Consider the following 20,582-nt stretch of genomic DNA (forward strand, 5'->3'; position numbering starts at 1 on the left):
CTCCGGGGCCGGTTCGCCCGGCCCCGGGACGCTCAGCCCAGGACGCTCGTATAGCCGTTGATCGCGGGCTGCCCGCCGAGGTGGGCGTAGAGGACGTTCGAGCCGCGTTCTATCTCACCCCGGCCGATCAGGTCGATGAGTCCCGCCATGGACTTGCCCTCGTACACCGGGTCGGTGATCATCCCCTCCAGCCGGGCGCACGTCTCGATCGCGTCCACAGTGGACTCGTCGGGGATGCCGTAGATCCCGGCGTGGTAGCGGTCGTCCAGCTCGACGTCCGCGATCTCGCCCGCGCCGATCAGCTCCGCGGTGGCGCGCGCGATCCGCGTGACCTGCTCGCGGGTCTCGTCCGGCTTGGCGGAGGCGTCGATGCCCAGGATGCGCCGGGGTTTGCCTAGTGCGGTCCCGGCGACCATCCCGCCCTGGGTGCTCCCGGTGACCGAGCAGACGATCACGGTATCGAAGAAGACACCCAGTTCTTCTTCCTGCGCTTCGAGTTCGACGATCCAGTTCGCGAAGCCGAGCCCGCCGAGCCGGTGGTCCGACGCACCGGCCGGGATCGCGTACGGCTTCCCGCCGTCGGCCTCGATCTCGGCGACGGCGTCCTCCCACGCCTGCTTGAACCCGATGCCGAAACCGGCGTCGACCAGCCGGACGTCCGCGCCGAGGATCCGCGAGAGCTGGATGTTGCCGACCTTGTCGTAGAGCGGATCGTGCCAGTCGACCCAGCTTTCCTGCACCAGCAAGGCCTTCAGCCCGGCACGCGCCGCGGCGGCCGCGACCTGCCGGGTGTGGTTGGACTGGACGCCGCCGATCGAGACGAGCGTGTCGGCGCCTTCTTTCAGGGCGTCCGCGACGAGGTACTCCAGCTTGCGGGTCTTGTTGCCGCCGTACGCGAGCCCGGAGTTGACGTCTTCGCGCTTGGCCCAGACCTGCGCGCCGCCGAGGTGGGCCGTGAGCCGCTCCAGGGGGTGCACCGGCGAGGGCCCGAAGAGCAGCGGGAAGCGCGGGAAGTCGGCGAGGGTCATCGGTCCTCCAGCAGGTCGGTCCAGATGGTCGAGATCACGGAGACGGCGGTGTCGGTGTCACGCTTCTCGAGGGCGTCGATGAGCCGCGTGTGGCGTTCCACCGAGTTCCAGGCGAGCGCCGAGCTGAACCGCGCGTGTTCGAGCCGGCGCAGCAGCGGCGTGTAGCGGTCGAGAGTGGCGGCCACGGCGGCGTTCCCGGCCAGCCGCACGGGAACATCGTGCAGCTCGTCGTCGGCCTTGACGGCGGCGGCGACGTCACCGGCTTCGATCGCCGCGGCAAAGCGATCGTTGGCCGCCCGCATCGCCGCGACGTCATCCGGGCGGACCTTCGCCACGGCCTGCCGGACGGCGAACTCGTGCAGCAGCCGGACGATCTCCCGGGCGTCGAGGACATCGGGGGACATCACCTCGGAAACGCGGGTGTAGCTCTGGGGCTTGGAGTCGACGAGCCCGTCGTCGGCCAGCCGCAGCAGGGCCTGGCGGATAGGGGCTCTCGACAGGCCGAGCTGGTCGGCCAGATCGGCGTCCCGCAGCGCGGCACCGGGCGGCAGCGAACCGTCGACGATCGCGTGGCGGATGCGGTCGTACGCCTCGTCCCGCAGCAATGGGCGACTGACCTTCGAGAGACTCACATCTAACATGTTAGATGTCACAGGCTCGTCCGGCAACTATTTCGAGCCCGAAGCCGTCCCCTACCGGGTGCCGGGTGCCGGGTGCCGGGTGCCGGGTGCCGGGTGCCGGGTGCCGGGTGCCGGGTGCCGGGTGCCGGCGCGGCGCTAGTGCTGGTGCTGGTGCTGGATGCGTGCGGGGTACTGGTGCCGGTGCTGGGTGCGTGCGGTGCGGGGTGCTGGTGTGGTGCTGGTGCACCGCTGGTGCGGGTCGCGGTCGGCGAGCCAGACCCAGCGGGACACCGGAGCATCGCGGTGCACTTCCGCTGCGATGTCTCCATCCGCCCGTGACGTCTTCAGTCACCCGCGGTGTCCCCCGGCCGCCCGCCATGCCTCCAGCCGTCCGTGATGCCACGGGGTGGCGGACGCTTGTCCACAGGAACCCCGTGATGTGGACAACCGAGCCCAGACCGCCGCCTTTTCCGGGTCCTGTCGGGCACCCCCGATAAACTGGACTTGGGGACGCCCCCCGGAGAGGGCGGGGGCTGTTCTTAGGTGGGGCCGCCGGGAAGTGCGGTCAGTAAACGGGGCCGGTGTACTTCTCGCCCGGGCCCTGACCGGGGGCGTCCGGGACGGCCGAGGCCTCGCGGAAGGCCTTCTGGAGCGACTGAAGACCGTCGCGCAACGGGCCGGCGTGCAGGCCGAGGTACTCGGCGGACGCGGTGATGAGCCCGGCGAGCGCGGTGATCAGGCGGCGCGCCTCGTCGAGGTCGCGGTGCGGCGAGTTGTCCGGGTCGGCGTCGGCGAGGCCGAGGCGTTCGGCCCCGGCCGACAGCAGCATGACGGCTGCGCGGCTGATCACCTCCACGCTGGGGATGTCCTCCAGGTGGCGGGCTTCGGGGGAATACGGGGGCGGTGCGGAGGGTTGATCTGACACGTCTGGTACTCTTCCACCTGCGACCAGCTCCCGAGCGATCGGGGGCGGCAAGTGGAGCCCCGCTCCCACCCGCGTCACCGCTCAGGTGTCCGGGTCCGGTCTCGCCCGGACTGCAAGTCCAGGGTGAAGTACCCGGCTTAGCGGCCGGATGCGATCGGAAACAGAGTGGGCCCCGCACACCGAAATGGTGTCGGGGCCTTCGCTATGTGGGCACCAGGTCGAAACGAGAACAGGAAACATTCCTCGGACCAAGGAGGCCCCATCAGCTCCGAGACACGCATCAACGACCGAATCCGGGTGCCGGAGGTCCGACTCGTCGGACCCGCCGGTGAACAGGTCGGCATCGTCCGGATCGAAGATGCGCTGCGCCTGGCGCAAGAGAACGATCTCGACCTCGTCGAGGTCGCGCCGCAGGCCCGCCCGCCGGTGTGCAAGCTCATGGACTTCGGCAAGTTCAAGTACGAGAGCGCGCAGAAGGCCCGCGAGTCGCGTCGCAACCAGCAGCTGACCGTCATCAAGGAACAGAAGCTGCGCCCCAAGATCGATCAGCACGACTACGAGACCAAGAAGGGTCACGTGTCGCGCTTCCTGGCGGCGGGCAACAAGGTCAAGGTCACGATCATGTTCCGCGGTCGCGAGCAGTCCCGGCCGGAGCTCGGCTACCGGCTGCTGCAGAAGCTCGCCGAAGACGTCACGGAGCTCGGCTTCGTCGAGTCGTCGGCCAAGCAGGACGGTCGCAACATGATCATGGTGCTGGCCCCGCACAAGAACGTGAAGCCGAAGGCCAAGGTCGAGCCGGTTCCCGAATCGGTCCCCGAGGCGTAAGGCGCCGACCAGCACATGTCAGCGGCTCACCGGAGTCTCCGGTGAGCCGCCGCACGAAAGAGGACTGAAATGCCGAAGATGAAGACCCACAGCGGCACGTCCAAGCGCGTCCGCGTCACGGGCACGGGCAAGCTGCGCCGTCAGAAGGCCGGCCGCCGGCACCTGATGGAGAAGAAGTCCAACCGCCTCACGCGCCGGCTCGAGGGCACCACCGAGATCGCCAAGCCCGACACCGGTCGCGTCAAGCGCCTCCTCGGCCGCTGACCACCGACTTGCTCTAACCACCCGGGGCGCCCCTTCGCCCCCTGAGATCGACAGGATGGACCCGTGGCACGCGTCAAGCGGGCGGTCAACGCCCAGAAGAAGCGTCGCGCAACTCTCGAACTGGCCAGCGGCTACCGCGGCCAGCGTTCGCGGCTGTACCGCAAGGCCAAGGAGCAGACGCTTCACTCGCTCAACTACGCCTACCGGGACCGTCGTGCCCGCAAGGGTGACTTCCGTCGCCTGTGGGTCACCCGCATCAACGCGGCCGCCCGCGAGAACGGCGTGACCTACAACCGGTTCATCCAGGGCATCAAGGCCGCGGGTGTCGAGGTCGACCGCAAGATCCTCGCGGACCTCGCCGTCAACGACGCCGTCGCCTTCACCGCGCTGGCCGAGCTCGCCAAGGCCAACGTGAACACCGAAGCGAAGTCGGCCTGACCGGCAGCTTTCCCCGACCCGGGGTGGGTCCGTTCACCGAACGGACCCCCCGGGTCGTTGCTGCGCGCAAGCTGACCCGGCGCGCGGACCGGGACAAGACCGGCCGGTTCCTGGCCGAAGGCGCCAACGCCGTCGAAGCCGCCTTGGCGGACGGAACGGTGCACGAGCTGTTCGTGACGTCGCGCGCGGCCGCCCAGCACGCGAACCTGGTCGACGCCGCCCGCGCGGCCGGCGTCCCGGTCTCGCCGATCACCGACCGCGCCGCGGACGGCCTGTCGGAAACCGTGACGCCCCAAGGCATCGTGGCGGTCTGCGCCCTGCTCGACCGTCCACTCGAGACGGCCGTGACCCCGGGCGCCCGGCTGGTGGTCGTGCTGGTGGACATCGCCGACCCGGGCAACGCGGGCACGGTGATCCGCGTGGCGGACGCGGCGGGCGCCGACGCCGTCGTCCTGGCGGGCGACACGGTCGACCCCCACAACGGCAAGTGCGTCCGAGCGGCCGCAGGCAGCCTGTTCCACCTCCCGATCACCCGCGTCCGCGACGTCTCGGCCGCGCTGAAGGCCTGTTCGGCGGCGGGCCTGCGCACGTACGCAGCCCACGGCTACGCCGACGCCGAACTCGATCGGGTGGACCTGACCGAGCCGACGGCCTGGGTGTTCGGCAACGAAGCCCACGGCCTTTCGGAAGCGGTCCTGGGAGAGACGGATCTGGCGGTCCGCATCCCGCTGTACGGCAAGGCGGAGAGCCTCAACCTGGCCACAGCGGCGGCGGTCTGCGTGTACACGAGCGCGATGGCGGCCCGCCGCTGAGGCGTGGCCCATCGCCCGCTCAGCCGAGACCACCGCCCGTCCCACCACGGCCTCGTTTTGTGGCGCCGCGGCGGCCGACCCCACTGCCCGTCCCACCACGGCCTCCTTTCGTGGTGCCGCGGCGGCCGAACCCGCCGCCCGTCCCACCGTGGCCCCCTTCGCGGCGTCCCGGCGGTCGATCGTGCCGGTGTCCGCCTACCGGACACGCGCCGCGCGCAGACCAGTGGTTTCACCCCGCGCGACCGGATTCCCGGCGGCCCAGCCTGGTCATCGTTCAGTCCTGTCAGGCCCTTACCCGGGCGTGCGCCGGCGCGGGGCGAGGGCGACCAAGGGCGCCCTGACCCGATCCCATAGACTTTTCTTGCCTTTGACCTCTCGTGCGCCGCGTTGTCCGGCGGAGCACGAACGACCAGTCCCAGCGGACGCCGAGGAGTTATGTCCGGAGCCAAGGAGAAGGAAGCCCAGGGCGGCGCGGTTCTCGCCCCCGAGACGCTGCAGGAGGCGGTCAAGGCCGCCGAAGCGGCGTTCGCCGCCGCGACCGGGCTCGATGCGCTGGCCGAGGTCAAGCCCGCGCATCTCGGTGACCACTCGCCGCTGTTGCTGGCGCGCCGCGAGATCGGCGCCCTGCCCAAGCAGGAGAAGGCCGAGGCCGGCAAGCGCGTCAACGAGGCCCGCCAGGCCGTCCAGTCGGCCTTCGACACCCGCCGCGCCGAGCTCCAGGTGGAGCGCGACGAGCGCGTGCTGCGCGAAGAAGCCGTCGATGTCACCCTTCCGTGGGACCGCGTGCCGCGCGGTGCCCGGCACCCGATCAGCACCGTCTCCGAGCGCGTCTCCGACGCGTTCATCGCGATGGGCTACGAGGTCGCCGAAGGCCCGGAGCTCGAAGCCGAGTGGTTCAACTTCGACGCGTTGAACTTCGGCAAGGACCACCCCGCGCGCCAGCTGCAGGACACGTTCTACGTCGGCGAAGAGGATTCCGGCCTGGTGCTGCGCACGCACACCTCGCCCGTCCAGGCCCGCACCCTGCTGCACCGCGACCTGCCCGTGTACGTCGTGTGCCCCGGCCGGACGTACCGCACCGACGAGCTCGACTCGACCCACACCCCGGTGTTCACCCAGGTCGAGGGCCTCGCGGTGGACAAGGGCATCACCATGGCGCACCTCAAGGGCACGCTGGACGCCTTCGCCCGCGCGATGTTCGGTGAGAACTCCAAGACCCGGCTGCGCCCGCACTTCTTCCCGTTCACCGAGCCGTCCGCCGAGGTGGACGTCTGGTTCGAGGAGAAGAAGGGCGGCCCCGGCTGGGTCGAGTGGGGCGGCTGCGGCATGGTCAACCCGAACGTCCTGCGCGCCTGCGGCGTCGACCCCGAGGTGTACTCAGGCTTCGCCTTCGGCATGGGCATCGAGCGCACCCTGCAGTTCCGCAACGGGATCCCGGACATGCGCGACATGGTGGAAGGCGACGTCCGCTTCACCCTTCCCTTCGGAACGGAGGCGTAGTGCGAGTCCCAGTCAGCTGGCTGACCGAACACCTCGACGTGGGCGAGGAGATCACGCCGCAGGACCTGGCCGACGCGTTCGTCCGGATCGGGATCGAGGTCGACGACCTCCGCGAGCTCGGACCGGTGACCGGCCCGCTGGTCGTCGGCCGCGTGGCCGAGATCGAGGAACTGACCGAGTTCAAGAAGCCGGTGCGCTTCTGCCGCGTCGACGTCGGCGAGGTCGCCGAGGACGACGACGAGCCCGAAGACGACGACGAAGACGAAGACGAGGACGACGAAGAGTCGGGCGAGTTCGACGAGGGCCCGCACGGCATCAGGACCCGCGGCATCATCTGCGGCGCGCGCAACTTCACCGAGGGCGACCTGGTCGTCGTCGCGCTGCCCGGTGCGGTGCTGCCGGGCGACTTCGCCATCGCCTCCCGCAAGACCTACGGCCGCATCAGCGACGGCATGATCTGCTCGGCGCGCGAGCTCGGCCTCGGCGAGGACCACACCGGCATCCTGGTGCTGCCGCCGGGCACCGCGAGCCCGGGCGACGACGCCCAGGAGCTGCTCGCCCTGAACGACACGGTGATCGAGCTCGCGCCGACCCCGGACCGCGGTTACGCGCTGTCGGTCCGCGGCTTGGCGCGCGAGCTGTCGAACGCCCTCGACGTGCCCTTCGGCGACCCGGCGCTGCTGGAGGTCCCGGCGGCCGAGGGTGACGCCTGGCCGGTCCGCGTCGAGGACCCCGAGGGCTGCCCGCGGTTCGTGCTGCGCCGGGTCACCGGCCTGGACTCGACCGCGCCGACCCCGTGGTGGATGCGGCGGCGGCTGATGCTGGCCGGCATCCGCTCCATCTCCCTGGCCGTCGACGTCACCAACTACGTGATGCTCGAGCTCGGGCACCCGCTGCACGCGTTCGCCACCAAGGCCATCCAGGGCGATCTGGTGGTGCGCAAGGCGAAGCCGGGCGAGAAGCTGACCACCCTGGACGACATCGAGCGCACGCTCGACCCGGACGACGTGGTGATCGCCGACGACAGCGGCGTCATCTCGCTGGCCGGCACCATGGGTGGCGCGAGCACCGAGATCACGCCGGAGAGCACGGACGTGCTGCTCGAGGCGGCGCACTGGAACCCGGCGTCGATCAGCCGCACGGCCCGGCGCCACAAGCTGTTCTCCGAAGCGGCCAAGCGGTTCGAGCGGTTCACCGACCCGCAGCTGTGCGGGCCGGCGGTCGAGCTGGCCGCCCGGCTGCTGCGGCAGTACGGCGACGCCGCCATCCGGCCCGGCCGCACCGACGAGGGCACGGTCGAGCCCAACCCGCCGGTCCGGATGCCGATCAACCTGCCCGACAAGGTCGCGGGCGTGAGCTACCAGCGCGGCGTGACCGTGCGGCGGCTCAGCCAGATCGGCTGCAAGGTCACGGTCAGCACGGGCGACGACGGCACCGGCCTCGTCACCGCGATCCCGCCGAGCTGGCGCGGCGACCTGCGCCAGCCCGCCGACCTCGTCGAAGAGGTGCTGCGGCTCGAGGGCTACGACAGCATCCCGTCGACGCTGCCCGCCGCCCCGGCAGGCCGCGGCCTGACCGACGGCCAGCGGCGCGTCCGCAGTGTCGCGCGGGCGCTGGCCGAGGCCGGGTACGTCGAGGTGCGCCCGTTCCCGTTCGTCGGCGACGCGGTGTGGGACGCTTTCGGGCTCCCGGCGGACGACGTCCGCCGCAACGCCGTCGTGGTGCGCAACCCGCTGGAGGCCGAGCGCAACAAGCTGGCCACCACGCTGCTGCCGGGGCTGCTGGACACGCTGCAGCGCAACGTGTCGCGCGGGATGAAGGACGTGGCGCTGTTCCACGTCGGCCAGGTCGTGCTGCCCGCGCCGAACCCGCTGAAGGTCCCGGTGCTCGGCGTCGACCGCCGCCCGACCGACGAGGAACTGGCCGTTCTCGAAGAGGCTGTGCCGAAGCAGCCGCTGCACGTCGCCGTCGTGCTCGCCGGCCAGCGCCACCGCGCCGGCTGGTGGGGCGGGGGCGAGCAGGCGAGCTGGGCCGACGCGGTGCAGGCCGCCCGGACGATCGCCGAGGCCGCCGGGGTCGAGCTGACCACGCAGGCCACCGACCTGCCGCCGTGGCACCCGGGCCGCTGCGCCCAGCTGCGGGTCGGCGACTGGCCGGTCGGTCTCGCGGGCGAGCTGCACCCCAAGGTCGTCGAGGCGCTCGGCCTGCCGCCGCGCACCGTGGCGATGGAGCTCGACCTCGACGCGATCCCGCTGCCGGACTCCCGGCCGGCGCCGAGCGTGTCCGGCTACCCGCCGGTGTTGCTCGACGTCGCGCTGGTCGCGGCCGCGGACGTCCCGTCGGGTGACCTGGCCGCGGTGCTGCGCACCGGGGCGGGCGAGCTGCTCGAGGACATCACGCTGTTCGACGTCTACGCCGGCGAGCAGGTCGGCGAAGGCAAGCGATCGCTGGCCTACAAGCTGCGTTTCCGCGCCCCGGACCGGACGCTGACCGTCGACGAGGCGACCAAGGCCCGCGACGCCGCGGTCGCCGCGGCGGGCGAACGGTTCGAAGCGATCCTGCGCTGACGCACGACGCTCTCGAGGAGGGGCCGGGAAACCGGCCCCTCTTTCGCGTCCGGCCCCGCACACCAGCCCGACCATCCACACCAGAACGCAGACGACCCACCAGGTACGCGACCCGACCCTCCAGGTACGTGAGCCGACCGTCCGGGCACACCGGTTGGCCGTAGGTGTCGCGGTGCCGGGCACCCTTTCGAAGCCGAACGTCACCCGATGTGCTTGAGCGCCTCCCGGCGCGACAGCCCCGACAGGCCGGGGTGATCGTCCACGAAGGACCGCACCCAGTCCGGTGACGTCTTCGCGTAGTCGCGCAGCGCCCAGCCGATTCCCTTGCGCAGGAAGAACTCCGGCTCGGCGATCGCGGGTTCGATCGCCCGGGTCAGCAGATCGGTGTCGGTGTCCTCCTTCGCGCCGACCTGGCAGATGATCGCCGTGCGCCGCCGCCAGAGGTCGTCGTCGGCCGCCCAGCGCAGCATGATCGGCGTGATCTCGCCGCGGGCGGAACGCAGGATCGGGCCCACCCGCCGGATCGCCAGTTCGTCGACGTGGTCCCACCACGCCCCCGTGACGATCATTTCCTCGTACATCGGGATCAGCCCGGGATCCTGCCACGACCGGTAGGCGCGATAGCCGGAAAGATCGACCGCCGCGTACCGCTCCTCCCGGAATTCCGCGTCCCGCCACAACGCCAGGATCGTCGCCGAATATGTCACTCGATCGGGCAATATGTGGTCGGCGAGCACCCGCTTGAGAAGCACGCTCCGCTCCGGTTTGGCCACCCCGCGATACGGCATGGCCGACTTCATGTACGCCCGCATCTGGGGTGCCTTCACCGGATCGCCCAGCTCGGCCAGCCCGGCGCGGACGGCTTTGACCAGCCGTTCGTCCGCGGTCATCCGTCCTCCCGTCGTCCCCGGTCGCCCGGAGCGTACCGGCGGCCACCGACGGTTCCGGGTGCTCGCCGATCGGGGGAGGACCCGACGAAAGGCGGATGGCGGAAGTCGTGGCGGTCAGCGAGATTGTGCAGGGTTGCCGGTAGTTTCGGCGAAATCCGGCGAACTCTGTCGAATGCGGACGAAAAGGACGACTGTGAAAAGAATCGTTGCCGCTGTCGCCGCCGTGGGGCTCGCGGCCGGGCTGCTGGCCGCCGCACCCGCCGCGTCGGCGGACCCCGGGGTGCAGTTCAGCCCCGCGCCGATCGCCTGGGGGCCCTGCGACTCGGCGAGCCTCAAGGCGGCGGGCGCCGAGTGCGGCTTCCTCGAAGTGCCGATGGACTATGCGAAGCCGGGCGGGGCGAAGGTCTCCGTCGCGGTGTCGCGGATCAAGCACAAGACCGCGCAGTCCCAAGGGATCATGCTGGTGAACCCGGGCGGCCCCGGCGGGTCCGGCCTCGGGCTCTCGGTGCTCGGCAAGTACGTGCCGAACCACGCGGGGGACAACTACGACTGGATCGGCTTCGACCCGCGGGGCGTCGGCTCCAGCAAGCCCGCGATCAGCTGTGACGGCAACTACTTCAGCTACGACCGGCCGGCGTACGTGCCGACCTCGCCGAAGCTGGAGAAGACCTGGCTCGACCGCTCGAAGGGCTACGCGCAGGCGTGCCGCAAGAACGGCGCGATCCTCGACCACCTGAAGACGACCGACGTCGCGCAGGACATGGACAGCCTGCGCAAGGCGCTGGGCGAGAAGCAGATCAACTACTACGGCTTCTCCTACGGCACCTACCTCGGCCAGGTGTACAGCACGATGTACCCGAAGAACGTCCGCCGGATGGTGCTCGACGGCAACGTCGACCCGCGGAAGGTCTGGTACCAGGCCAACCTCGACCAGGACGTCGCGTTCGACAAGAACATCAAGATCTACTTCGACTGGCTGGCGTCCTACGACAGCGTCTACCACCTGGGCAAGACCGGTTCCGCGGTGGAGAAGCTCTGGTACGACACCCAGCGCAAGCTCGCCAGGAACCCGGCGGGCGGGGTGATCGGCGGTGACGAGTGGACCGACGTCTTCCTGCAGGCCGGCTACTACGTCTTCGGCTGGGTCGACATGGCCAGGGCGTTCGACGGTTTCGTCCACAAGGGTGACTGGCAGACGCTGAAGGCGCTCTACGACGACTCGAACCCGCCCGGCGACGACAACGGTTTCGCCGTCTACCTGGGTGTGCAGTGCACCGACACCCAGTGGCCGACCAACTGGAACAAGTGGCGGGTCGACAACTGGCTGACCTACGCCAAGGCCCCGTTCGAGACCTGGGGCAACGCCTGGTTCAACGCGCCCTGCGTGTTCTGGCCGGCGAAGGCGGGCAAGCCCGTCGACATCAACGGCAGCAAGGTCGCCGGGGCGCTCCTCATCAGCGAGGAGCTCGACGCCGCGACGCCGTACGCCGGCAGCCTCGAGGTCCGCAAGCGGTTCCCGAACTCGAGCCTGATCAGCGCGCCGGGCGGCACCACGCACGCCGGTTCGCTGTCCGGAGTGTCCTGTGTGGACGACAAGATCGCCGACTACCTGGCGAACGGAACGCTGCCGGCGCGCCGGCCCGGCAACCACTCCGACGTCCAGTGCAGCCCGGTTCCGCCGCCGTTGCCCGACGGCGCCGCCGCGCAGAAGTCGGACAACACCGCGAAGGCGGCCCAGGAGAAGCAGCGCACCTTGGCTCAGCTGCTGCACTTCTGAGCGGAATCGACGTGGGTCAGTGCCCCGGTCCGGCTCGTCCGGACCGGGGCACCGTCTTGTCCGCAGGTGTCGCATCGTGGCCTCCCGGTGACGTGGTGTGGTCGACGAGGACGCTAGGGGAGGGGTCCGACAATTTCGGAGCGGAGTCGGCCGTGAGCAGCGCGTGGCCGAAAATTGTCGGGGGTGCGCGCTAGCTTCACGGCATGTCGATCATCGAAGAGCGCCGGACCGAGATCCGGGCACAGGAGATCATCTACCAGATCGCGGTCGCCACCAGGACGGACGAAGACCGCGCCGAACCGAACACCAGGGTGATGATCACCCTGGAAGCCGGCGGTCCCGAGGGCGAACCGGTCGCCGAGGGCAGCCTCGACCTGGACGTCGCCGTGGCGGCCACGGTGGCCGACCTGGTCGCCGACGGCCTGCTGTCCGCGACGACCGGCGCCGGCCGGTCGTCGCGGCGAAGATCCGCGGCCCGGGCCGCCCAGCAAGGCCGCCCGTGGAACGACGAGATGGACGCGGAGCTGGAGAGCCGGTGGCTGGCCGGCGAGAGCGTCACGGAGATCGCGGCGTACTTCGAGCGCACCCCCGGTGGCATCCGCTCCCGGCTGCCGCGCGTGGGCTGCGACCCGGAGAACCCGGGCTGCTACCTCCCCGTGCCGCCGAGCCGGCGCGTGGACCTGGACGGGGGTGAACCGGGCTGAGCACGGTGGCGGGCCGGTCCACTCCGGCCTGGCCCGCCACCGCGGCCGTCCCGTTTTCCTTCACCCACCGGAGTTGTCCTGATGAGTTTCGATCTCGCCGTGTGGCACCAGCCCACGGCCGCCGAAGAAGCGGCCCGCAAGTACGCCGCGCTGACGTCCCCCGAACCGGTGGTGATCCCGCTGCACCCCCGGGCCGTCGCGTACCACCGGGAGCTGACGGCCCGCTACCCGGAACTGACCGACGTGCCGGTCGAGGACCTCGGCAGCTGCCCGTGGTCGTGCGCCTTGACCGTCGCCGGTGACGGCGTGGTCATGTCGCTGAGCTGGTCCGCTCCCGACGCCGTCGTGTCGTACGTCCAGGAGCTGGCCGGGCGGCACGGGATGGTCCTCTACGACCCGCAGGACGCCACCGTGTACCCGCCCTCGGGCGGTGCGGAGTGAGTTCCGTGCCGGGGAACCCGGACCACCGTGGATCAGCCACTCGCGCCCGCGCCCGCCAGCGCGCGGGCTGCGAGGACCTCCAGGCGGGCCACCAGTTCCGGCGGCTCCTCGACCGTGAACGCGCAGCCCAGCCCGAGCAGGCGGAACGCGAGCCAGTCCAGGGTGTCCCCGTGGCTGTGCCAGCGGCAGCCACCGTCCGGCAGCGGCGTCAGCTCGCCGACCGCCGTGCCCAGGCGCGGGGTGATCTCGTCGGCCGTCGCGGCCAGCGTGGCCACCGCCCGATAGGTGGGCACGAGGTCGTAGAGCCGTTCGAGGACGTAGGCCGCCAGGTCCGTCGCGGGTGGCCGGCGCGGGGCGATGCGCCCGCCGGTCGCCTCGGCGTCGTGGACCCGGTCGACGCGGAAGACCCGCCAGTCGTCCCGGTCGAGGTCGAAGGCGACCAGGTACCAGCGCCGTCCGGTGGCGACCAGCCGGAGCGGCTCGGCCCGGCGACGGGACTCGGTCCCGTCGCCCGAGTGGTAGCGGAACCGGACCGTCTCGTTGTTGGTGATCGCGCCGGCGAACACGGTCAGCTGCGCTGGGTCGACGACGGGGCCGGTGGCCGGCACCGCGACGGTCGCCGTGCCGATCGTGCCCACCCGGCGGCGCAACCGCGCGGGCAGGATCTGCTCGAGTTTGGCCAGCGCACGGACGGACGCTTCCTCGATGCCGTCGACAGCCTGGCCCGCGGCCGTCCGCAGGCCGACGGCGATCGCGACGGCTTCGTCGTCGTCGAGCACGAGGGGCGGCATCGCGGTGCCGGCGATCAGCCGGTAGCCACCGGTGACCCCGCGGCTGGCTTCGACCGGGTAGCCGAGTTCGCGCAGCCGCTCGACGTCACGGCGGATCGTGCGCGGGCTGACCCCGAGCCGGTCGGCGAGTTCGCTGCCCGGCCACTCCCGTGGGGTCTGGAGCAGCGAGAGCAGTCCGAGCAGCCGCGCCGGGGTGTCCGTCATCGGCACAGCATCCCAAGCGCCGCGGCACGGCGTCCGCGCGGTGGCGGGCACCACTTCCCGGTATTCCTGTTTGTTTAGCCTTGCAAGGGCGTGCATAATCATGCGTATGACGGTGAACATCGCGGTGGCCGGAGCCAGCGGGTATGCGGGTGGCGAACTCCTGCGCCTGCTGCTGACCCATCCCGAGGTCGAGATCGGCACGCTCACGGCGGCCAGCAGCGCCGGCACGAAGCTCGGCGTCCACCAGCCACACCTGGTTCCGCTGGCCGACCGCGTCCTGGCGGAGACCACGCCGGAGACCCTGGCCGGCCACGACGTCGTGTTCCTGGCCCTGCCCCACGGGCACTCCGCGGCGATCGCCGCGCAGCTCGGCCCGGACGTCCTGGTCGTCGACCTCGGCGCCGACCACCGGCTGGCCGACGCGGCCGACTGGCAGCGCTGGTACGGCGGTGACCACGCCGGCCAATGGCCGTACGGCCTCCCCGAACTGCCGGGCGCGCGGGAGAAGCTCGCCGGTACGAAGCGCATCGCCGTGCCGGGTTGCTTCCCGACCGGCGGCTCGCTCGCCCTCGCGCCCGCCCTGGGCGCTCGCCTGATCGAGCCCGACGTGACGGTCGTCGCAGTCACCGGCACCTCCGGCGCGGGCAAGAGCCTGAAGCCGAACCTGCTCGGCTCCGAGGTGATGGGCTCGGCCAGCGCGTACGGCGTCGGCGGCGCCCACCGCCACACCCCGGAGTTCGCGCAGAACCTCGCCGCCGTCGCGGGTGAGCGGGTCACCGTGTCCTTCACCCCGGTGCTCGCGCCGATGCCGCGCGGCATCCTCACCACGGCGAGCGCCCCGCTGAAGGCGGGCATCGACGCGGCCGCCGTCCGCGAAGCCTACGAAAAGGCCTACGACGCCGAGCCGTTTGTCCAGCTCCTGCCCGAAGGCGCTTGGCCGACCACCTCCGCGACGCTGGGCTCGAACAACGTCCAGCTCCAGGTCACGGTCGACAGCGACGCGCGGCGCCTGGTCGTTGTCGCCGCGATCGACAACCTGACCAAGGGCACCGCGGGCGGTGCCGTCCAGTCGATGAACCTGGCCCTCGGCCTCCCCGAAACCACCGGCCTTTCCACCGTAGGAGTGGCACCGTGACCGTCACCGGCCCCCAGGGCTTCCGCGCAGCAGGCGTCGCCGCCGGGATCAAGGCGTCCGGCGCCCTCGACTTCACGTTGGTCGTCAACGACGGCCCGCTCGACGTCGCCGCCGGCGTGTTCACCCGCAACGTGATCAAGGCCGCGCCCGTGCTGTGGTCGCAGGAGGTGCTCAAGCAGCAGCGGCTCAAGGCCGTCGTCCTCAACTCCGGCGGCGCCAACGCGGCCACCGGGCCCGGCGGTTTCCAGGACACCCACGCCACGGCCGAGAAGGTCGCCGAGGTGCTCGGCGCCGGCGCGATCGAGGTGGCCGTCTGCTCCACCGGCCTGATCGGTGAACGCCTGCCGATGGACGCCGTGCTGGCCGGGGTCGACACCGCCGCGAAGGCCCTCGACACGAGCGATCAGGCGAGCCTGAACGCCGCCACCGGCGTGATGACCACGGACACGAAACCGAAGCAGGCCTTCGCGAAGCACGACTCCGGCTGGAGCGTCGGCGGGTTCGCCAAGGGCGCGGGCATGCTCGCCCCGAACCTCGCCACCATGCTCTCGGTCCTCACCACCGACGCCGTGGCGGACAAGGAAACCCTCGACCGCGCCCTGCGCGCGGCCACCCACGTCACGTTCGACCGCCTCGACGTCGACGGCGGCACGTCCACGAACGACACGGTGCTGGTCCTGGCCTCCGGCGCGAGCGGCGTCGAACCGACCGAGGCCGAGCTGACCGAGCTGCTCACCGCGGTCAGCCACGACCTGGTGCTCCAGCTGCGCGCCGACTCCGAGGGCGCGACGAAGGACGTCGACATCACCGTGAAGGGCGCGGAGTCGGAGGCCGACGCAATCGCCGTCGCCCGCACGATCGCCGAGGACAACCTGGTCAAGACGGCGCTCTTCGGCTCCGACCCGAACTGGGGCCGGATCGCCATGGCGCTCGGGCGCGTCCCGGCCCGCATCGACCCGGAGACCGTGTCGATCGCGGTCAACGGCGTCACCCTGTTCGCGAAGGGGATGCCGGCCGCCGACCGGTCCGAGGCCGACCTCACCGGCCGGGCCATCGAGATCGTCGTCGACCTGGGCGTCGGGTCGGCCGGTTCGACGGTCTACACCACCGATCTTTCGCACGGTTACGTCGAAGAGAACAGCGCGTACTCCTCATGACCGGCTCGGAGGCTCTGATTTCCGCGGACGAGAGACTGGCGACGGCGGCCGAGAAGGCCGGGGTGCTCATCGAGGCGCTGCCCTGGCTGCAGCGGTTCCACGGCGCCACCGTGGTGGTGAAGTACGGCGGCAACGCCATGATCGACGACACCCTGAAGGCGGCCTTCGCCGAGGACATGGTGTTCCTCCGGCTGGCCGGCCTGCGCCCGGTCGTCGTGCACGGTGGTGGTCCGCAGATCACCGCGATGCTCAACCGGCTCGGCGTGCCCGGCGAGTTCAAGGGCGGGCTGCGCGTCACCACGCCGGAGACGATGGACATCGTCCGGATGGTGCTCACCGGCCAGGTCAGCCGCGAGCTCGTCGGGCTGATCAACGCCCACGGGCCGTACGCGGTCGGCATCTCCGGCGAGGACGCCCGGCTGTTCACCGCCGAGCGCAAACAGGCCACTGTGGACGGTGAACAAGTCGACATCGGCCTGGTCGGCGAGGTCGCCGAGGTCAACCCGGACGCCGTGCTCGACATCGTCAACGCCGGGCGCATCCCGGTGGTGTCCACCGTCGCCCCGGACGTCGACGGCGTGGTGCACAACGTCAACGCCGACACCGCCGCCGGAGCGCTGGCGGCCGCGCTGGGCGCCGAAAAGCTCGTGGTGCTCACCGACGTCGAAGGCCTGTACGCGGACTGGCCGGACCGCTCGTCGCTGATCGACCGCATCCGCGTCGACCACCTCGAGCCGATGCTTCCCGGCCTGGCCAGCGGCATGATCCCGAAGATGGAGGCGTGCGTGCGCGCCATCCGCGGCGGGGTGCGCCGGGCCCACGTGATCGACGGCCGCCTCGCCCATTCGGTGCTGCTGGAGGTCTTCACCTCCCGCGGCGTCGGCACCATGGTCTTCCCCGAAACGGAGCTCCCGTGACCGACCTCAAGTCCAATGTGGATGGCCAGCAGCACTGGAAGTCCGCGCTGATGGACAACTACGGCACCCCCGCGCTGACCCTCGTCCGCGGCGAGGGCGCGAAGGTGTGGGACGCCGACGGCACCGAGTACGTCGACCTGGTCGGCGGCATCGCCGTCAACGCGCTCGGCCACGCGCACCCGGCGATCGTCGCCGCGGTCACCGAGCAGGTCTCGCGGCTCGGCCACACGTCGAACCTGTACGTCAACCCGGTCGCCGTCGAGCTCGCCGAAGCGCTGCTCGACGTCGCCGGCCTCGCAGGCCACGGCAAGGTGCTGTTCGTCAACTCCGGGGCCGAGGCGAACGAAGCCGCGCTGAAGATCAGCCGGCTGACCGGGCGCACCATGGTGATCGCGGCCGAGGGCGCGTTCCACGGCCGGACCATGGGGGCGCTGACCCTCACCGGGCAGCCCGGCAAGCGCGACCCGTTCAAGCCGCTGGTGCCCGGCGTGGAGCACGTGCCGTTCGGGGACGTCGCGGCGCTCAAGGCGGCCGTCGACACCGACACCGCGGCCGTGTTCCTGGAGCCGGTGCTCGGCGAAGCCGGCGTGATCCCGGCGCCGGACGGCTACCTGCAGGCCGCGCGCGAGATCACCAAGGCCACCGGCACGTTGCTGGTGCTCGACGAGGTGCAGACCGGCCTCGGCCGGCTCGGCACCTGGTTCGGCTACCAGCAGGCCGGCATCGTGCCGGACGTGATCACCCTGGCCAAGGGCCTCGGCGGCGGCCTGCCGCTCGGCGCGGTGATCGGCGTCGGCGCGGCGGCCGACCTGCTCAAGCCCGGCCAGCACGGCACCACGTTCGGCGGCAACCCCGTCTGCTGCGCGGCGGGCCTGGCCGTGCTCCGGACCATCGCCGACGACAACCTCCTCGACCACGTCTCCGCGCTGGGCAAGGACATCGCGGCGGGCGTCGAAGCGCTTGACCACCCGCTCGTCGCCGGGGTGCGCGGCGCCGGCCTGCTGCTGGGGATCTCGCTGCGCCGGCCCGTCTCGGGAGCGGTGGCCAAGGCCGTCCAGGACGCCGGCTACCTGGTCAACCCGATCGCGCCCGACACCGTACGGCTCGCGCCGCCGCTCGTGCTGGACAGCGACCAGGCCGACGGCTTCCTCGCCGCGCTCCCGAGCGCGCTCGACGCCGCGGCCACCGAATCGAAGGACTCCGACTGATGCCCCGCCACTTCCTCCGCGACGACGACGTCAGTCCCGCCGAGCAGAAAGCCATCCTCGACCTCGCCGACGCGCTGAAGGCCGACCCGCTCGGCAACCGCACGCTGGCCGGGAAGTCCGTCACGGCGATCTTCGAGAAGAACTCGACCCGCACCCGGTTCTCGTTCGAGGTGGGCATCAGCCAGCTCGGCGGGCACCCGGTGATCGTCGACGGCCGGTCGATGCAGCTGGGCCGGGAAGAGACGATCGAGGACACCTCGCGCGTGCTGTCGCGGTACGTCGACGCGATCGTCTGGCGGACCTTCGCGCAGAAGCGCATCGAAGCGATGGCCTCGGCCGCGTCGATCCCGGTCGTCAACGCGCTGACCGACGAGTTTCACCCGTGCCAGGTGCTCACCGACCTGATGACGATCCGGGAGCGCAAGGGTGAGCTCGCCGGGCTCACCCTCGTCTACCTCGGTGACGGCGCCAACAACATGGCGCACTCGCTGCTGCTCGGCGGCGTCACCGCCGGGATGCACGTCCGGGTGGTCTCGCCGCTCGGTTTCCAGCCCGACCAGCAGGTCATCCTCGACGCCAAGACGCGCGGTGAGGACACCGGCGGCACGGCGACGGCGTTCACCGACCCGTACGAAGCGGTGGCCGGCGCCGACGTGCTCGTCACCGACACCTGGACGTCGATGGGGCAGGAGAACGACGGCCTCGACCGGATCGGCCCGTTCCGCGCCCTCCAGGTCAACACCGAGCTACTGAAGAAGGCGGCGGAAGACGCGATCGTGCTCCACTGCCTGCCGGCGCACCGCGGCTGGGAGATCACCGACGAGGTGATCGACGGCCCGGCCAGCGCGGTGTGGGACGAGGCCGAGAACCGGCTGCACGTCCAGAAGGCGCTGCTGGTCTGGCTCTTCGAAGAGAGCCGACCGGAAAAGAGCCGACGATGACCAGCAGCCGGGTGGGGCGGCAGGCCAGGATCACCGAGCTGGTGTCGTCCACGACCATCCGCAGCCAGACCGAGCTCGCGAAGCTGCTGGCCGCGGAGGGCATCGACGTCACCCAGGCGACGCTGTCGCGCGACCTCGACGAGCTGGGCGCGGTCAAGCTGCGCGGCCCGGACTCCGGCGCGCCGGTCTACGTGATCCCCGAGGACGGCAGCCCGGTCCGCGGGGTCCAGGGCGGCACGTCACGCCTGTCCCGGCTGCTGGCCGAGCTGATGGTCTCGGCCGACTCGTCGGGCAACCTGATGGTCCTGCGGACCCCGCCGGGCGCGGCGCAGTTCCTGGCCAGCGCCATCGACCGCGCGGCGCTGGAGGAGGTCGTCGGCTCGATCGCGGGCGACGACACCGTCGCCGTCATCGCCCGGGAACCCTTGTCGGGCAAGGAACTCGCCGAACGCTTCGCCGCGCTGGCCCAGCGCTCGGTCACAGAACACGGAGACGAGACAACGCCATGATCGTGCTCGCCGGTACCGGTGGGGAGGTCGCCCCGGCCGCCGCGAAGCTCGCCGAGGAGACCGGAGCCGAGGTCGTGACGCTCGTCGTCGACCTCGGCGGCCACCCGCCGGCCGGCGGCTCGAACCACGACACGGCCGCCTTCGCGGACGACCACTGCCTCCCGGCTATCCAGGCCAACGCGCTCGTCACCGGGCTGGCCTGGCCCGCGGTCGTCCGCCGGCTGGCCGACGCGGCCCGGCGGTGCGGCGCCACGACCGTCGCGCACGGGTACACCGGACGCGGCGCGCACCGGTTCGCGGCCGGGCTGGCCGCGGTGGCCCCGGATCTCCGGGTGCTCGCGGTGCCCGGCGCGCCCCCGGCCGAGCGAACCCTCTGGGGGTACGTGGTCGAACCCGGCGACCGGTGGCGGTTCCCCGCCGAGGGGGAGTTCCTCGCCCCGGAGGAGGTCACCGTGACCTTCGACGCCGGGGTCCCGGTGGCGGTCGACGGCGAGACGGTCTCGGTCGCCGAAGCCCTCCGGAGGCTGAACCGCCGGGCGGCGGCGCAGGGCGTCGGGAAACACCGGACCGAAGCCGGCCGGACGTTCGCGGCCCCGGGCGCACTCGTGCTGGTCACGGCGCACCGCGCGCTCGAAAGCGCCACCCTCGAGCCGGACCTGGCCCGGTTCAAGCGGCAGGTCGACCGCGAATGGGCCACCCTGGTCCGCGACGGCCAGTGGTTCTCACCGCTGAAGCACGCGCTGGACAGCTTCGTCGTCGAAGCGCAGGAAGCGGTCTCGGGCGACGCACGGCTGTTGCTGCACGACGGCCGCGTCACCGCGCTCGAACCGCGTGACGCCCGGCCCGCGGCGGAGTACGTCGCGCGGCCCGGCAGGATCACCGCACAAGCTTGACCCACCGATCGAACCAGATACAGGAGAAGCGAGAAC

Annotated in this window: 21 protein-coding genes; 16 read left to right on the forward strand and 5 right to left on the reverse strand. The window is 71.4% G+C overall.

Annotated elements, in window-relative coordinates:
- Nucleotides 1-32 precede the first annotated feature (32 nt).
- From OG570_RS27270 to OG570_RS27280, 3 genes are all read right to left on the reverse strand, one after another.
- Nucleotides 33-1,028: a 1-aminocyclopropane-1-carboxylate deaminase gene (locus tag OG570_RS27270; RefSeq protein ID WP_326952056.1), complete on the reverse strand. Its 996-nt coding sequence runs from the start codon at nt 1,026-1,028 to the stop codon at nt 33-35.
- Nucleotides 1,025-1,660, reverse strand: a complete 636-nt coding sequence (locus OG570_RS27275; RefSeq protein WP_442788187.1) for a GntR family transcriptional regulator — start codon at nt 1,658-1,660, stop codon at nt 1,025-1,027. The genes OG570_RS27270 and OG570_RS27275 overlap by 4 nt, the downstream gene beginning before the upstream one ends.
- A gap of 553 nt (nt 1,661-2,213) precedes the next feature.
- Complete coding sequence (locus OG570_RS27280; protein ID WP_247054038.1) at nt 2,214-2,573, reverse strand: DUF1844 domain-containing protein; 360 nt, start codon at nt 2,571-2,573, stop codon at nt 2,214-2,216.
- A 204-nt stretch (nt 2,574-2,777) separates the two neighbouring features.
- Here OG570_RS27280 and infC point away from each other — a divergent pair, with 204 nt between their 5' ends.
- The 6 genes from infC (at nt 2,778) to pheT (ending at nt 8,979) form a co-directional block, all read left to right on the forward strand.
- Nucleotides 2,778-3,398, forward strand: coding sequence for a translation initiation factor IF-3 (infC, locus tag OG570_RS27285; RefSeq protein ID WP_247064421.1), 621 nt, complete (start codon nt 2,778-2,780; stop codon nt 3,396-3,398).
- A gap of 69 nt (nt 3,399-3,467) precedes the next feature.
- Nucleotides 3,468-3,662, forward strand: coding sequence for a 50S ribosomal protein L35 (gene rpmI, locus OG570_RS27290; protein WP_247054035.1), 195 nt, complete (start codon nt 3,468-3,470; stop codon nt 3,660-3,662).
- 63 nt (nt 3,663-3,725) lie between these two features.
- Nucleotides 3,726-4,100 carry a 50S ribosomal protein L20 gene (rplT, locus tag OG570_RS27295; RefSeq protein WP_247054033.1) on the forward strand — a complete coding sequence of 125 codons (375 nt, stop codon included), beginning with the start codon at nt 3,726-3,728 and terminating at the stop codon, nt 4,098-4,100.
- A gap of 23 nt (nt 4,101-4,123) precedes the next feature.
- Nucleotides 4,124-4,912: a TrmH family RNA methyltransferase gene (locus OG570_RS27300; protein ID WP_326952058.1), complete on the forward strand. Its 789-nt coding sequence runs from the start codon at nt 4,124-4,126 to the stop codon at nt 4,910-4,912.
- A 435-nt stretch (nt 4,913-5,347) separates the two neighbouring features.
- Entirely contained in the window at nt 5,348-6,412 is a 1,065-nt protein-coding gene (gene pheS / locus OG570_RS27305) for a phenylalanine--tRNA ligase subunit alpha (RefSeq protein WP_326952059.1), read from the forward strand.
- On the forward strand, nt 6,412-8,979 hold the full coding sequence (gene pheT / locus OG570_RS27310) for a phenylalanine--tRNA ligase subunit beta (RefSeq protein WP_326952060.1): 2,568 nt from the start codon (nt 6,412-6,414) through the stop codon (nt 8,977-8,979). Before pheS ends, pheT begins: the two co-directional genes overlap by 1 nt.
- Before the next feature lie 200 nt (nt 8,980-9,179).
- On the opposite strand, the gene OG570_RS27315 is transcribed toward pheT, so the two are convergent.
- Nucleotides 9,180-9,869 carry a DNA alkylation repair protein gene (locus OG570_RS27315; RefSeq protein WP_326952061.1) on the reverse strand — a complete coding sequence of 230 codons (690 nt, stop codon included), beginning with the start codon at nt 9,867-9,869 and terminating at the stop codon, nt 9,180-9,182.
- A 193-nt stretch (nt 9,870-10,062) separates the two neighbouring features.
- On the opposite strand from OG570_RS27315, the gene OG570_RS27320 reads away from it, so the two are divergent.
- From OG570_RS27320 to OG570_RS27330, 3 genes are all read left to right on the forward strand, one after another.
- Nucleotides 10,063-11,646: an alpha/beta hydrolase gene (locus OG570_RS27320; RefSeq protein ID WP_326952062.1), complete on the forward strand. Its 1,584-nt coding sequence runs from the start codon at nt 10,063-10,065 to the stop codon at nt 11,644-11,646.
- 203 nt (nt 11,647-11,849) lie between these two features.
- Nucleotides 11,850-12,350, forward strand: a complete 501-nt coding sequence (locus tag OG570_RS27325; RefSeq protein ID WP_247054022.1) for a helix-turn-helix domain containing protein — start codon at nt 11,850-11,852, stop codon at nt 12,348-12,350.
- A gap of 81 nt (nt 12,351-12,431) precedes the next feature.
- A complete protein-coding gene (locus tag OG570_RS27330; protein ID WP_247054020.1) occupies nt 12,432-12,791 on the forward strand; it encodes a hypothetical protein in 360 nt (119 codons plus the stop codon).
- Between the two features lie 32 nt (nt 12,792-12,823).
- On the opposite strand, the gene OG570_RS27335 is transcribed toward OG570_RS27330, so the two are convergent.
- The gene (locus tag OG570_RS27335; protein ID WP_326952063.1) at nt 12,824-13,786 is read right to left on the reverse strand and encodes a helix-turn-helix transcriptional regulator; all 963 of its coding nucleotides are present in this window, start codon (nt 13,784-13,786) and stop codon (nt 12,824-12,826) included.
- Nucleotides 13,787-13,892: 106 nt separating this feature from the next.
- On the opposite strand from OG570_RS27335, the gene argC reads away from it, so the two are divergent.
- The 7 genes from argC to OG570_RS27370 are packed head-to-tail and all read left to right on the forward strand — an operon-like array spanning nt 13,893 to nt 20,546.
- The gene (gene argC / locus OG570_RS27340; RefSeq protein ID WP_326952064.1) at nt 13,893-14,921 is read left to right on the forward strand and encodes an N-acetyl-gamma-glutamyl-phosphate reductase; all 1,029 of its coding nucleotides are present in this window, start codon (nt 13,893-13,895) and stop codon (nt 14,919-14,921) included.
- Complete coding sequence (gene argJ, locus OG570_RS27345; RefSeq protein WP_326952065.1) at nt 14,918-16,078, forward strand: bifunctional glutamate N-acetyltransferase/amino-acid acetyltransferase ArgJ; 1,161 nt, start codon at nt 14,918-14,920, stop codon at nt 16,076-16,078. Before argC ends, argJ begins: the two co-directional genes overlap by 4 nt.
- Nucleotides 16,075-16,995 (forward strand): acetylglutamate kinase, encoded by a 921-nt coding sequence (argB, locus tag OG570_RS27350; RefSeq protein ID WP_326951168.1) that lies wholly within the window; start codon nt 16,075-16,077, stop codon nt 16,993-16,995. The genes argJ and argB overlap by 4 nt, the downstream gene beginning before the upstream one ends.
- Entirely contained in the window at nt 16,992-18,203 is a 1,212-nt protein-coding gene (locus tag OG570_RS27355) for an acetylornithine transaminase (RefSeq protein ID WP_326952066.1), read from the forward strand. Before argB ends, OG570_RS27355 begins: the two co-directional genes overlap by 4 nt.
- A complete protein-coding gene (argF, locus tag OG570_RS27360; RefSeq protein WP_326952067.1) occupies nt 18,203-19,144 on the forward strand; it encodes an ornithine carbamoyltransferase in 942 nt (313 codons plus the stop codon). Before OG570_RS27355 ends, argF begins: the two co-directional genes overlap by 1 nt.
- Nucleotides 19,141-19,653, forward strand: a complete 513-nt coding sequence (locus OG570_RS27365; RefSeq protein WP_247054004.1) for an arginine repressor — start codon at nt 19,141-19,143, stop codon at nt 19,651-19,653. The genes argF and OG570_RS27365 overlap by 4 nt, the downstream gene beginning before the upstream one ends.
- The gene (locus tag OG570_RS27370; RefSeq protein WP_326952068.1) at nt 19,650-20,546 is read left to right on the forward strand and encodes an argininosuccinate synthase domain-containing protein; all 897 of its coding nucleotides are present in this window, start codon (nt 19,650-19,652) and stop codon (nt 20,544-20,546) included. Before OG570_RS27365 ends, OG570_RS27370 begins: the two co-directional genes overlap by 4 nt.
- The last annotated feature ends 36 nt before the right edge of the window (nt 20,547-20,582 follow it).

Origin of the sequence: Amycolatopsis sp. NBC_01286 (assembly GCF_035982555.1) — a bacterium.
Taxonomy (GTDB): domain Bacteria; phylum Actinomycetota; class Actinomycetes; order Mycobacteriales; family Pseudonocardiaceae; genus Amycolatopsis.